This is a genomic window from Streptomyces glaucescens (assembly GCF_000761215.1).
Taxonomy (GTDB): domain Bacteria; phylum Actinomycetota; class Actinomycetes; order Streptomycetales; family Streptomycetaceae; genus Streptomyces; species Streptomyces glaucescens_B.
The window spans coordinates 6,916,919-6,929,182 of the sequence record NZ_CP009438.1 but is presented as its reverse complement, the minus strand read 5'-3'; the positions used below and the strand labels follow the sequence as shown (position 1 = coordinate 6,929,182).

Below are 12,264 nucleotides of genomic sequence, written 5' to 3'. Positions count from 1 at the left end.
TGACCGGCCTGTCGCGCCGGTCAGTCGTGCGGGGCCTTTCCGCTGACGCGGTGGTCGGCGTGGCTGAGGGCTTCCATGACGAGGCGGCGCAGATGGCCGTCGCGCAGGCTGTAGTGGATGTGCCGGCCCTCGCGACGGGACTCCACCAGGCCGGCGAGCCGGAGCTTGGCCAGGTGCTGGCTGACCGCCGTGCGGGAGGCGGCGCACCGCTCGGTCAGCGAGCCCACGTCCGACTCCCCCTGCGCGAGCAGCCACAGCAGGTGGAGCCGGGTCGGGTCGGCGAGCATCGCGAACACCTCGGTGGCCTCCGCCAGGCGGGCGCTGTCCGGCGGGCGCAGGTGCGCGTCGAGTGCGGGGGACACGGGCTCGCGAGCTGGCATGCGTACAGCCTAGAGGGGGCCGGTCGGGCCTCCTGGCCCCCGCCCGGCACCCTGAAGGCTCGCTTATCCCTCTCATAAGACGGCCTTATGAGCCCATAGACCGGACCCGTGTACCGACTTAGGCTTGCCTTAGCTTAGGCTTCCCGGCGAGTCGCTTTTCACCGCTCGAAGGGAACCTGACCATGCCCCGGCCTCTGCGGGTAGCCATTGTCGGAGCCGGCCCCGCCGGGATCTACGCCGCCGACGCCCTGCTCAAGTCCGACGTGGCCGCCGAACCCGGCGTGTCCATCGACCTCTTCGAGCGGATGCCCGCGCCGTTCGGTCTGATCCGCTACGGCGTCGCCCCGGACCACCCCCGGATCAAGGGCATCATCACCGCCCTCCACCAGGTCCTCGACAAGCCGCAGATCAGGCTCTTCGGGAACGTCGACTACGGCACCGACATCAACCTGGACGACCTGCGCTCGTTCTACGACGCGGTGATCTTCTCCACCGGCGCCATGGCCGACCGGGACCTGCCCATCCCGGGCATCGACCTCGACGGCTCCTACGGCGCCGCCGACTTCGTCTCCTGGTACGACGGTCACCCGGACGTGCCGCGCACCTGGCCGCTGGAGGCCGAGAAGGTCGCCGTCCTCGGGGTCGGCAACGTCGCCCTGGACGTCGCGCGCATCCTCGCCAAGACGGCCGACGAGCTGCTGCCGACCGAGATCCCGCCGAACGTCTACGAGGGCCTGAAGGCCAACAAGGCCCTGGAGGTCCACGTCTTCGGCCGCCGTGGCCCGGCGCAGGCGAAGTTCAGCCCGATGGAGCTGCGCGAGCTGGACCACTCCCCCAACATCGAGGTCATCGTCGACCCCGAGGACATCGACTACGACGCGGGCTCCATCGAGACGCGGCGCGGCAACAAGCAGGCCGACATGGTCGCCAAGACGCTGGAGAACTGGGCGATCCGCGATGCCGGCGACCGCCCGCACAAGCTGTTTCTGCACTTCTTCGAGTCGCCGGCCGAGATCCTCGGCGAGGACGGCAAGGTCGTGGGCCTGCGCACCGAGCGCACCGAGCTGGACGGCACCGGAAACGTCAAGGGCACCGGCAAGTTCACCGACTGGGACGTCACCGCGGTCTACCGCGCCGTCGGCTACCTCTCGGACAAGCTGCCGAAGCTGCCCTGGGACATCGACTCGGGCACGGTCCCCGACCAGGGCGGCCGGGTCATCGAGGAGGGCGGCGAGCACCTGCGGTCGGTGTACGTCACCGGCTGGATCCGGCGCGGCCCGGTGGGTCTGATCGGCCACACCAAGGGTGACGCCAACGAGACCGTCGCGAACCTGCTGGACGACTTCGCCAACGGCCGTCTCCAGACGCCCGAGGCCCCCGCGCCCGAGGCGGTGGACACCTTCCTGGCCGAGCGGAACATCCGCTTCACCACCTGGGAGGGCTGGTACAGGCTGGACGCGGCGGAGAAGGCGCTGGGCGAGCCGCAGGGCCGCGAGCGCGTGAAGATAGTCGAGCGCGAGGACATGCTCGAGGCGAGCGGCGCGTAGGCGCGTAGGCGCGGACGCCGGCCGGCGGTCGGCGCGTAGGCGCGGACGCCGGCCGGCGGGGCGACGCCCCCGCCGGCCCGCGCGAAGGGGCCCGGTGGCTGTCCACCGGGCCCCTGTCCGTGCTCAGACCGCTTCCGGGGCCTCCCGCACGGCCCGCTCGAACAGCTCGTGCGGCGGGACCGGCGGCAGCAGCCGCAGGAAGGGGGCGTGCACGTCCTTCCCCGAGGCGGACGCCAGGTGGGCGGCCAGCTTCCGGCGTTCCAGCGGCAGGTGCGGCGCCTTGGCGTCCAGCCACTCGCCGGGCACGAAGGCGGTACGCCCCGCCCGGGCCCGGCGGCCGGTCACGACCGCGCCCACGGCGACCAGTTCTGCCTGCGCCGCCTTGTGACGAGCCGTCGTCCAGCCGTTCCAGCGCCGGACGGCGGCGTCGGTGGGGCGGGCGAGGGCCAGCAGTTGCAGGTACAGGGCGGCGGCGTCCGCGCCGACCCCCAGGGCCCGCGCGGTACCGGCGACCAGCCCCGGTGCGCTCAACGCGGGATTCGCCTCGTACCCGCCGGGCGGCACCGGGGTGTCCACCGCGCGGCCGGCCATCCGTGCGAGTCCGTCGAGCAGCGCCCGGGTCCTCTCCAGCCGTTCGCCCAGCCAGGCCAGGCCGGGTTCGCCGCACAGCGCGGCCGCCCGCTCCCGCCGTGCCCCGTCGGCCAGGGCCGCGGGGCGCAGGAACACGTCACCGGAGGGCACGGCGACCACGAGGAGCCCGTCGTCCACCGCCGTGGCAGGGCTCGCTCCGTCGAGCAGCGGCTGCGGGCAGGGCAGCACGGGGCCGTCGTAGGGCAGGAAGCCGGGATCGTCGGCGGCCCGGCGGGCGAGCGCGGCGAACCGCCCCATCGGAACGAGGGTGCCCGGATCGGCGAGCTGGGCGCGCAGGGCGGCGTGCAGCTTCACGGCGCCCTGGGCCGCCGGGTCGCCGACCGGCCGTTCGGTGAGCGCCCAGGCGATGACCGAGGCCGCCTCCAGGTGGCCGGGCCCGGTGACCGGCACCCATTCCCCCGCGGTGCCGTCCGGCGCGGCCCGGTGCAGGTCGAGACCGCCGCGGCGGTCGCCGACGAGGACGAAGCCGTGGTGGTCGGCCGGGGTGCGGCCCTCCGGCAGCGCGCGGGCCCAGTCCGCCGGCAGGCCCAGCTCCTGCTCCAGGGCGTCGGCCAGCTCGTCGTCCGCGTACGGGGTGGTGCCCAGCCGCGCGGCCCAGGCCTCCGCCATGCGCTCGGCGGCGGCCGTGATCCCGCTGTGCGTCCACAGTTCGGCCGGGTCCTCCGGCACGCCCGCCGCGAGGACGGCCCGCCGCCCGGCGGCGCCCAGCCGGTGCCGGTGGCCGTCGTACTCCGCCGCCGACGTCTTGGTGGCCCTGTACGGTGCCGAGCGCAGCATCCGCTGGTGCTCGCGGTGGTCCTCCCGGCGCGGGAGGCCGCCGAGGACGAGGGCGGCGACGGCGCGCCGCACTCCGGTGCGCCAGGAGAAGACGGCCAGGGCCTCCGGCGGGACGGCGAACGGACCGTGCCGCTCGACCAGTTCCAGCAGCCGGGTCAGGCGGGCGCTGTCGTCGCGGGCGACGGTGACGGTCTCGGTCTCCTCCGCATCCTGCGGCGCGGGGTCGGTGGCGGGCTGGAGGAAGCGGGCGAGCCCGCCGCGGGCGGGGCCGGACGCCACCCGGTGCCCCGCGGCCCGCAGCGCGGCGAGTGCCCGCTCGCCCGCGCGGCCGGTGCGCCAGCTGCCGCCCGGCGCGGCGAACGGCTGTGCGCTCCAGGTGCCGAGGAGGGCCGCGAGGGCCGCGCGGTCGGCGTCCGGGGTGGTCCCGACGGCGGCCCGCCAGGCGACGGCGTCGATCCGGCCGAGCAGGGCCTGCCATTCGGCGGGCGGCGAGGGCGGTGCCAGCTGCCGGGCCTCCTCGTCGATCTCCCCGCGCAGATGGCGTCCGTCGGCGGCCACGGCCGTCAGGGTGCCCGGATGCTGCTCGGGCCGGTACGCCTCGTAGAGGCGCAGTTCGGGCAGCAGGCCGGACAGCGCGGGCGCGAGATCGGTGTCGGGCACCGGGGCGGCCAGGTCCACGACGGGGCCGGCCCGCATCACGCCGACCCGCCGGGACAGTTCCTCGCGGCGGCGCAGCACGTCGGCGGCCGTGCGGGCGGCGCGCACGACGCCGTCCACGATCCGGGGCTCGGTGACGTCGGGGAGGATCACGGTCACCCGCTCCCGAAGGACGTCGTCGTCCGCCGCTTGCCGGGCCGCGCGCAGCAGGGCGCGGACCGCCTCGGCGCCGACCGTGCGCAGGGCCTTGGAGGAGCGCTCGTCGCGCGGGGTGAGGAAGTGCCAGAAGGCGGGCGGCGGGACCGGGCCCCGGCCGTGGCCGAACGTGCTGGTGCGGCGGCGGCCGGAGCCGGGGAAGCCGTGCACCTGCCACAGCAGCGAGTTGTCCTCGGCCGCGTGGCAGCGGATGGTCTCCTGCCCGGCCAGGACCGCGGCCTCGCCGCCGCACGGCAGGGCGATGATCGCCCAGGGGCGGCGGCCGGGCCGCCGGCTGCGGTAGCGGGCGCGGCGGCCGTCGACGGACTCCAGCAGGAAGTCGGCCGGGGACGGGCCCGCGTACGGCGTGCGGTTGAGGACGCGGCAGCCGACGAGCCGGCCGTCCTGGCCGAGCGGGGACGGCGCGGCGCCCTCGGGGAGGGCGGCGAGCAGCTGCCCGTCCTCGAACTCCTCCATGCCGGGCGGGACCTCGCCCGCGGCGTGGAAGCCGGGCAGGGTGCGGTCGGTGCCCCGGGCGCCGGTCACCGGGTCGAAGCGGGTCCAGTTGCCGCGCGAGTGGAAGACCTCGGCGCTCCAGAACCGCTGCCCGTCGCTCATCTGGAGCTCGTGGTGCCCGATGCCCTCCTTGCCGCCGGGACGCAGGACCCGTTCGCCGTCGTGGCGTCCGCTGCCGTCCGGGGTCTCGAACTGGAAGCAGTACCCACCCTGGATGATGCCGCCGTAGGGCCGCAGGCCGATCTTGTGCTCGGGCTCGAAGACGTCCTCGGGCCGGTCGTCCCAGAAGGCGAGGTCGCCGAAGCCCTGCCGCTCGTCGCAGGTCCAGCTGATCAGGAACCGGCCGCCCGCGTAGTGCACGGCGTGGCCGGCCGCGTCGTCGGGCAGGCGGAAGGCGCACGAGGCGCGCGGGCCCGCGTGGTCGACGGCGACGGCCCGGCCGGAGCCGTAGAGGGTCAGCACGGGCCAGGTGCCGGTCACGCGGACGGTGTCGCCGGGCGGGAAGCCGGCCAGGGCCTCCTCCAGGGCGGGCCAGCCCAGTTCCTCGGGCAGGCCGGAGCGCAGCGCGCGGGCGAGGGGGCCGGTGAGGTCGAGTGCGGCGAGGGCCTCGTCGACGCCGTCCAGGGCGGTGGCCGTGGGGCGGTCCAGCAGGGTGCGCAGCTCGTCCACGGCCTCGTCGGCGGCGGCGAGGCCACCGCCGCGCAGCGCGGTGAGCAGGCTCTCGACGCGGGTGTGCACCTCCGCGGTGATGCCCGCGTTCCTCGGCAGCCGGGTGATGGCCGTGCCCGCGCCCCGCAGAGCGGCGTGCACGGTGCCCTCCAGGCGCCGTCCGAAGACGGGGTCGGCGGCGAGCGCCCTGAGGTCGCGGCGGGCCGCGTCGTCCCAGAAGTGCAGGGGGACCGTGTCGCCCGGGTCCGCCACGGGGATGCGCTCGGCCAGGCAGACGTCGAGGAGGTCGGCGTCCAGGCCGGGCCAGTCGTACCGGTCCTCGTGCAGCCGCACCGGGGTGGCCGCGGCGCGCAGCCGGGGCGCGAACCGGGTGACGACCTCGAAGAGCTCGGCCGGCACGGGCTGGCGCACGAGCCCGCCGCCGGAGGGGCGGTGGCCGTAGGTGCGGGTGTAGGCGGCGAGCCAGCCCGCGAGGCCCCCGGCCGGGGTGAGGCGGCCGTCGGCCGCGGCGTCCACGGCGCCGCAGCGCAGCAGCAGCCGGAGCCAGGCCGCCGCGTCGTTCCTGCTCTCCGGGAACAGATCGAGCAGGGCGGTGAGCACGGCCGGCTCCTGCGGGTGGTCGGCGAGCGGGCCGGTGGCCGCCTCCAGCAGCGCGTCGGGGACGGCCTTGCCGCGCGCCGCGCCCAGCGCGTGGCCCAGCAGCCGGGCGTCCTCGGCGGTGCCGAGTCCGGCGGCACGGGCGGAGGCGCGGATCCGGCGGGCCAGGTCGGCGGGCAGCTCCCCGGGGGAGGCGGCCCAGGCCGTGACGAGTTCCGCGAACTCCCGGTGCGCCTGTGCCGGTGCCAGGTCGGCGGCCAGCCGGCGCTGGTGGTCGCCCAGCTCCTTGGCCGGGAGGGCGCCGGCGCGGGCGAACAGCAGCGCGTTCGCCCGGCGCCAGTCCGGGTCGACCGGCAGTGCGTGGGTGCGCTCGGCGGAGCGGGCCAGCGCGAAGGCACGGGCCGCCGTCCTGGGGTGCCCGGCGAGCAGCCGGTGCCCCACCGTGTCCCAGAACCAGGGCAGGTGGGCCGCGGGGAGACGGTCGGCGTGGCGGCGCAGGATGTCGACGCAGCGTCCCGTCCTCGGGTACGCCGACGCGATGGCGTCCCGCACGACGTCGAGGAGTTCGCGCGCGGCACGGGCGGCGCCCGGATCGTGGGCGGCGGCCCAATCGGCGTACGCCGTCGAGCGGTTGGGCTCCGGAGGGAGAGGGACCTGCGTGACCATGGGACCGATCTTGGCACGCCCCACCGACAACCCGGTCCCGCCCCCGGGGCGGCGGCTGCCCCGCGTGGCTCCCCGGGGGCGGCGGCTGCCCCGCGCGGTTCCCGACGCCGTCCCGCACGTCCCGGGTGGCCGACGCCCGGACGGCGTACACGTATCGCGCCGACGGCGCACCCGGCAGGCCGGCCGGGCATTCGACAGGGGCCCCGGGAGCTGCTGTGATGCGGTGAGCACCGCCACACCGACCGGGCACCCCGGTTGATCGTCGTCCGGCCCGGGCATCGATACTGGCAACGCACTCCGCCCCCGTTCACAGATGGACTCATGCCGACCTCCACCACCGACCGCCCCTCGACTCCTCCCACGGTGTGGCTGGCTCGCGGCCGCCATGTCGGTGCCGCCGCCGAGGAGGTGCTGCGGCGCAATCTGCGCGACCTCCACGCGCGCGGCGTGATCCACGGCCACCTGGAGCCGCCGGAGGCCCAGGGCGACCGGGAGCGGGTCTTCGAGGCGCGCTGGGCCGTCGCCGGGCAGGTGACCGTGCGGGCGCGGCTGACGGTCGCGGCCCCGTCGGACGGCGGCCAGGAGTGGGTGCTCGCCGCCGAGGCGGAGGCCCCCTGGGACCTCGCCTGGCCGTCACCCGCCACCATGTTCTGGCCCGAGGGCCCCGAGGGTCCCGAGGGCGTCACTGGCAGCACCGACGGCACCGCGGGCGCGGAGGGCACCGGCTGGGACCGGGCCGCGGGGTCCGAGCTGCGGCTGCGGGACATCAATCCGCTGCCCGCGGACGACAAGGACCTGCGCCGCGTCCTGCGCGACGCCGCACCCGACACCTGGACCATCCACGTCGTGGTGCACGAGGCCATGACCCCCGACGAGCGCGGCCGCCGTCCGCTCACCCCGCTGCTGCCGCCCGGGCTGCGGCATCGGGTGGTCGAGCACCGCGCCGCGCCGCACCAGCTGCGCGCCGTGAACTGGGCGCTGCGCGAGTTCGGTGTGGAGGTCCCGCGGGGCGGCGCCGTGGTCCTGCCCGGCGTTCCGGCCCCCGAGGGCTACGACCGGGGCGGGTACTCGGTGCGCACCGTCTTCCTGGACGGCTCCCGGCCGGCCGAGCTGATCGACGCGGTGACGCGTTTCGCCTGCGCGCCGAGGTCCTTGCCGAAGGGGGCCGACGAGGTCCTCACCGCCCTGCGGGAGGACTGGCACCTGCTGACGCTGGAGGAGGAGCTGGAGCGGGAGCGCGCTCTCGTGGCCATGTACGCCGAGGCGCTGGAGGCCATGACCCGCTCCCGTGATCTGTACCGGGAGGCCGCCGAGCGGGCCAACGAGGCGCTGGCCGCCTACCGGGAGTCCGCCGAGCTGGCCGCTTTCGCCCCGGACGTCCCGGAGCGGAACCGGGACGCCCGCCCCGTCTCCCCGTTCCAGCAGCTGACCCGCACCTTCGAACGCCTCAGGCCCGCCGGCAGGCCCCGGCGGCCCGGGTCCTTCGTGCCCTGGAGCCCCCGGACGGGCGCCGGGACCTCGCCCGGCGAGACCTCTCCCACCGAGACCTCCTCCACCGCACCCTCGCCCACCGGGACCTCGTCCATCGTCGTCCCGGCCATGGAGACCCCGGTCGCCGGAACCCCGGCCACCGGATCCCCGGACGTGGCAACGCCGCACGCGGAGCGGCCGGGCGCCGACACCCCGTAGGCGCCGAGCGCGGCCCGCGGCCTCACCGCCGGGCCCGCCCGCGGGAACACCCGTGCCACCGGCCGCTTCCGCCGTCCTGGACGCCGGGCCGCCCCGCGCTCCGCTCCCGTGCGCGCGCCAGGTCGGGACGAGTGTGGCAATACACGGGCCATATCAGGGAATTGAGAGAGTGGACGGCCCCACCACGCACTCCCCCGTACGCTCCGCGCCCTCGCCGGACCTCAGGCCGGTCGCCCCTCCGTATCTCGCCGGACTCAACCGCCGGGCGCCCTGAACCGTCTCAGGTTCAGGGCGCCTCGCTCGAAGCAAAACTACGGAGCGTAAGGAAACCAACCAGGCGTTCGACTCGTATAAGTTCCATGAAGGCCTTGGAGATCCAGTGGGCGATGTCAGGAAGCGGCACGCCGACGGCTTCGCCGGGGCAGCACCGACGAGGGAGAGACGATGCAACCGTTCGCGCTCCACTACGCACGCCCGGCGGCGGAGTTGGACGTCGCCACCCCCTACGCCTACGACCCCGGACGGCAGTTGAACGTGCTCTTCGACGGCCGGATCGCCGCCGCCGATCACGCCCTGCTCCGGGAACTGGGGACCACGACGTCCACGGCGGGCTCCAAGACTCACTTCGACGACTGATCACGGACCGTCGAAGATGACCGTGCTGATCCTGACCAGCGACCAGGACGTGACGGCCGACATGGTGGTCGTGCACCTCAACGCGTCCGGGGTGCCGGTGGTCCGGCTCGACCCCGCCGACCTGACCGGCGGGGTCTCCCTCTCGGGCGAGTACGTGCACGGTGCCTTCCGCGGCCATCTGCGGGCCGCCGGCCGACTGGTGGGCATGGACGGGCTGCGGTCCGTCTGGGTGCGCCGGCCGGGCGCCGCGGCCGCCCACGCGGCGGCGCCGTCCCCGTGGCTGACCGAGGAGTCCTCGCAGGCGCTCTACGGCATGCTGCGCGGCACCGGCGCCCGCTGGATGAACCATCCCGACGCCGCCCGCCGGGCCCGTCACAAGCCGTGGCAGCTGCGTCTCGCCCAGCGCAGCGGGCTGCCGGTGCCGGCCACGCTGATCACGACGCTCCCGCAGGCGGCCCGGGACTTCGCGGAGCGCTTCCCCGACCTGGTGGTCAAGCCGGTGTCGGGAGCGCATCCGCAGGAGCCGCCGCGGGCGGTGCCGACCAGCAGGGTGGCGCCGGGCACCGACTTCGCCGCGGTGGCGTTCGGTCCCACGCTGCTTCAGCGCCGGATCGCCAAGCGGGCCGACATCCGGCTCACGGCGGTCGGCGAGCGGCTGCTGGCGGCCCGCAAGGAGACCTCGCCGGACGCCGACCCGGACGAGGTCGACGTGCGGTTCGCCGCCTCGGCCACCCCCTGGACGGCGGCCGGGGTCCCGCAGCGGATCGCCGACGGGGTGCGCGCGTACCTGCGCGAGGCGGAGCTGGCGTACGGCGCCTTCGACTTCGCCGAGGACGCCGACGGGACCTGGTGGTTCCTGGAGTGCAACCAGTCGGGCCAGTTCGGGTTCGTGGAGGTGGACACGGGCCAGCCGATCGCCCGGGCCATCGCCGGGTGGCTGGCCGGACCCGCTCCGGAGCGGCCCGGGCGGACGTGCGACGCCGGCACCGCGGTTCCGTGAGCGCGGTGCCGGCGTCGTCGGGTGTCCGGCGGTGTCGCGGGGCGGGGTCAGACCGCCAGCGACAGGCCGCTGTCCTCGTCCGGGTCCGCCGCCCGGCCGCCGGTCAGCAGCAGGGCGTCCGCCCTGGCGATGGCGTCATGGATGTCCGTGGTCCCCATCATCACGCACAGCGTGTAACTGACATCCTCCAACTCGCGTGCCGTGGCCGCGCTCTCCCGCTCCGCCTGAGCGATCTGCAAGGTCGCGTACCGGGTCAGCAGCTTTCTGACGACCTTCGGGTCCGGTACAAGCACGGGGCGCCCCTCTCTCGGTTTTTCGCTGCGTATGCCCGGTCCCTGCCGGACCAATCACCTCCACGGGGCAGTACACGCAATTGACGCCATACCGTTGCTTACCGCCCGGCGCGCGGAGCGTGCGCCGGGCGGGCGCGAAGTCGCCTCACGCCGCTTGGCCGCTGTGCAGCGCCGCGTAGGCACCGCCCCGGCGCAGCAGCTCCTCGTGGGTGCCGATCTCCTGGATGCGCCCGTCCCCCATCACCACGATCCGGTCCGCGCCCCGCACGGTCGACAGCCGGTGCGCCACGACGAACGTGGTACGGCCGTGCAGCAGCCGGGCGAGCGCCTGCTGGACCAGCGCCTCGGAGCGGGTGTCCAGGGCGGAGGTCGCCTCGTCGAGGACCAGCACCCTGGGGTCCCGGATCAGGGCGCGGGCGATGGCGAGCCGCTGCCGCTGGCCCCCGGACAGCCGGGCCCCGTGCTCCCCCACCAGGGTGTCGAGCCCCTCGGGCAGCCGGTCGACGAACTCCAGCGCGTTGGCGTCCCGCAGGGCCGCGCGGACGGTCTCCTCGTCGGCGTCGTCCATGCCGTATGCGACGTTGTCGCGGACCGTGCCGTCGAACAGGACCGACTCCTGGGGCACCACGGAGACGAACCGCCGGTAGGTGCGCAGGTCGAGGCCGGTCATGTCGGCTCCGTCGAGCGTCAGCCGGCCCGAGGTGGGGCGGATGAAGCCGATGACCAGGTTGAGCACGGTGGACTTGCCCGCGCCGGACGCGCCGACCAGGGCGATGGTCTCACCCGGGGTGACGTCGAGGGTGAAGTCGCGGACGGCGGCGCGCCCGCCGTCGTAGGCGTAGCCGACGCTCTCGAAGGTGACGGCGCCGCGCAGCGCGGTGACCTCGGTCTTGCCCTCGTTGTCCTCCAGCTCGGGCGCCTGGAGCACCTCGCCGACCGAGCGGACCGACTCCAGGCCCTTGGAGATGACCGGGGTGAGCCCGGCCAGCGTGGTCACGGAGTTGGTGAGGGTGGTCAGGAACGCGCTGAGCATGACGACGTCGCCGGGGGTGACGCCCCAGACGCCGTAGTAGGAGACGAGCGCGGCACCGGCGAGCACCAGGACGCCGACCACGTTGAGCACCACCCAGGCCAGTGAGCCGAACCGGCCGTTGACCAGGTCGAGGCGCATCCCGGAGGTGAGCAGCCGGCGCAGGGTGCGGTCCATGCGGCGCAGCGCCTTGCCCTCCAGTCCGTGCGCGCGGGTGACGGGTATCAGGCGGGTCATCTCGGTGACCCGGGACGACAGGGTCTCCACCTCGTGCCGGAAGTGCTCGTTGTGGGTGCGCAGCCGGGACCGCAGCCGGGCGACGAGCAGGGCGGCGGCGGGCACCACGATCAGGAAGACGGGGAGGAACTCGGGGGTGCGCACGGCGATGATGACCAGGCCGCCGATGAGCACGGTGATGGCGCCGAGGCCCTGTTCGGCCGTCTGCTGGACCATCTGCTCGACCGTCTCGACGTCCCGGACCACCTTGGCCTGGAGGACGCCGGCGCTGACCCGCGAGTGGTAGCCGATGGACAGCTGCTGCATCCGGGTGCACAGGGCGGAGCGCAGGCTGGTGCCCATGCGGCGGACGCTGCCGTACAGCAGGCGGACGTACAGCACGTGCAGCGGGTAGTTGACCAGCAGGATGAAGAGGATGATCCCGGTGCTGGTGAGGAGCCGGCCGACGGGCAGGTGCTGCACCACGGTGTCGATGATGGACGCGGTGATCAGCGGCAGCAGCCAGATCGGGCTGTGCTTGACGGTGAACACGCCGACGGCGCCGGCCAGGCGCCGGCGGTCGGCGCGGAACAGGTAGGCGAGGGTGCGGACGGGGTGCTCGCCGCGGTAGCGGTGGTCGAGCGGTTTCTCGGGCGGCGACGCCATCGGTGGTGATCCTCTCCATGACCGGACGGAAGCGCTTTCTGCCCCGTTCGGCCAGAGGTACACCACCATCGCGGGAGGA

General features: G+C 75.1%; 8 protein-coding genes. 4 read left to right on the top strand and 4 right to left on the bottom strand.

Going from position 1 to position 12,264, the window contains the following annotated elements; genetic code table 11:
* Positions 1 to 20: 20 nt before the first annotated feature.
* On the bottom strand, positions 21 to 380 hold the full coding sequence (locus tag SGLAU_RS29975) for an ArsR/SmtB family transcription factor (RefSeq protein ID WP_052413959.1): 360 nt from the start codon (positions 378 to 380) through the stop codon (positions 21 to 23).
* Positions 381 to 562: 182 nt separating this feature from the next.
* Between SGLAU_RS29975 and SGLAU_RS29970 the strand changes: the two genes are divergently transcribed.
* Positions 563 to 1,927 carry an FAD-dependent oxidoreductase gene (locus tag SGLAU_RS29970; protein WP_043505687.1) on the top strand — a complete coding sequence of 455 codons (1,365 nt, stop codon included), beginning with the start codon at positions 563 to 565 and terminating at the stop codon, positions 1,925 to 1,927.
* A gap of 123 nt (positions 1,928 to 2,050) precedes the next feature.
* On the opposite strand, the gene SGLAU_RS29965 is transcribed toward SGLAU_RS29970, so the two are convergent.
* Positions 2,051 to 6,655: a hypothetical protein gene (locus tag SGLAU_RS29965; RefSeq protein WP_043505685.1), complete on the bottom strand. Its 4,605-nt coding sequence runs from the start codon at positions 6,653 to 6,655 to the stop codon at positions 2,051 to 2,053.
* A 321-nt stretch (positions 6,656 to 6,976) separates the two neighbouring features.
* Between SGLAU_RS29965 and SGLAU_RS29960 the strand changes: the two genes are divergently transcribed.
* The 3 genes from SGLAU_RS29960 (at position 6,977) to tgmB (ending at position 9,980) form a co-directional block, all read left to right on the top strand.
* Positions 6,977 to 8,344, top strand: coding sequence for a hypothetical protein (locus tag SGLAU_RS29960; protein WP_063838905.1), 1,368 nt, complete (start codon positions 6,977 to 6,979; stop codon positions 8,342 to 8,344).
* 444 nt (positions 8,345 to 8,788) lie between these two features.
* Positions 8,789 to 8,980 carry a putative ATP-grasp-modified RiPP gene (gene tgmA, locus SGLAU_RS29955; protein WP_043505684.1) on the top strand — a complete coding sequence of 64 codons (192 nt, stop codon included), beginning with the start codon at positions 8,789 to 8,791 and terminating at the stop codon, positions 8,978 to 8,980.
* A 16-nt stretch (positions 8,981 to 8,996) separates the two neighbouring features.
* Complete coding sequence (gene tgmB / locus SGLAU_RS29950) at positions 8,997 to 9,980, top strand: ATP-grasp ribosomal peptide maturase (RefSeq protein WP_043505683.1); 984 nt, start codon at positions 8,997 to 8,999, stop codon at positions 9,978 to 9,980.
* A 47-nt stretch (positions 9,981 to 10,027) separates the two neighbouring features.
* Here the strand turns inward: tgmB and SGLAU_RS29945 are convergent, their stop codons facing one another.
* A complete protein-coding gene (locus SGLAU_RS29945; protein WP_043505682.1) occupies positions 10,028 to 10,273 on the bottom strand; it encodes a DUF5133 domain-containing protein in 246 nt (81 codons plus the stop codon).
* Positions 10,274 to 10,418: 145 nt separating this feature from the next.
* Positions 10,419 to 12,185: an ABC transporter ATP-binding protein gene (locus SGLAU_RS29940; protein ID WP_043505681.1), complete on the bottom strand. Its 1,767-nt coding sequence runs from the start codon at positions 12,183 to 12,185 to the stop codon at positions 10,419 to 10,421.
* Positions 12,186 to 12,264 lie beyond the last annotated feature (79 nt).

Bases quoted from the DNA above. Each gene is read 5' to 3' on its own strand.
- tgmA (WP_043505684.1), top strand. From the start codon at position 8,789: ATGCAACCGTTCGCGCTCCACTACGCACGCCCGGCGGCGGAGTTGGAC.
- SGLAU_RS29940 (WP_043505681.1), bottom strand. From the start codon at position 12,185: ATGGCGTCGCCGCCCGAGAAACCGCTCGACCACCGCTACCGCGGCGAG.
- SGLAU_RS29965 (WP_043505685.1), bottom strand. From the start codon at position 6,655: ATGGTCACGCAGGTCCCTCTCCCTCCGGAGCCCAACCGCTCGACGGCG.
- tgmB (WP_043505683.1), top strand. From the start codon at position 8,997: ATGACCGTGCTGATCCTGACCAGCGACCAGGACGTGACGGCCGACATG.
- SGLAU_RS29975 (WP_052413959.1), bottom strand. From the start codon at position 380: ATGCCAGCTCGCGAGCCCGTGTCCCCCGCACTCGACGCGCACCTGCGC.
- SGLAU_RS29960 (WP_063838905.1), top strand. From the start codon at position 6,977: ATGCCGACCTCCACCACCGACCGCCCCTCGACTCCTCCCACGGTGTGG.
- SGLAU_RS29970 (WP_043505687.1), top strand. From the start codon at position 563: ATGCCCCGGCCTCTGCGGGTAGCCATTGTCGGAGCCGGCCCCGCCGGG.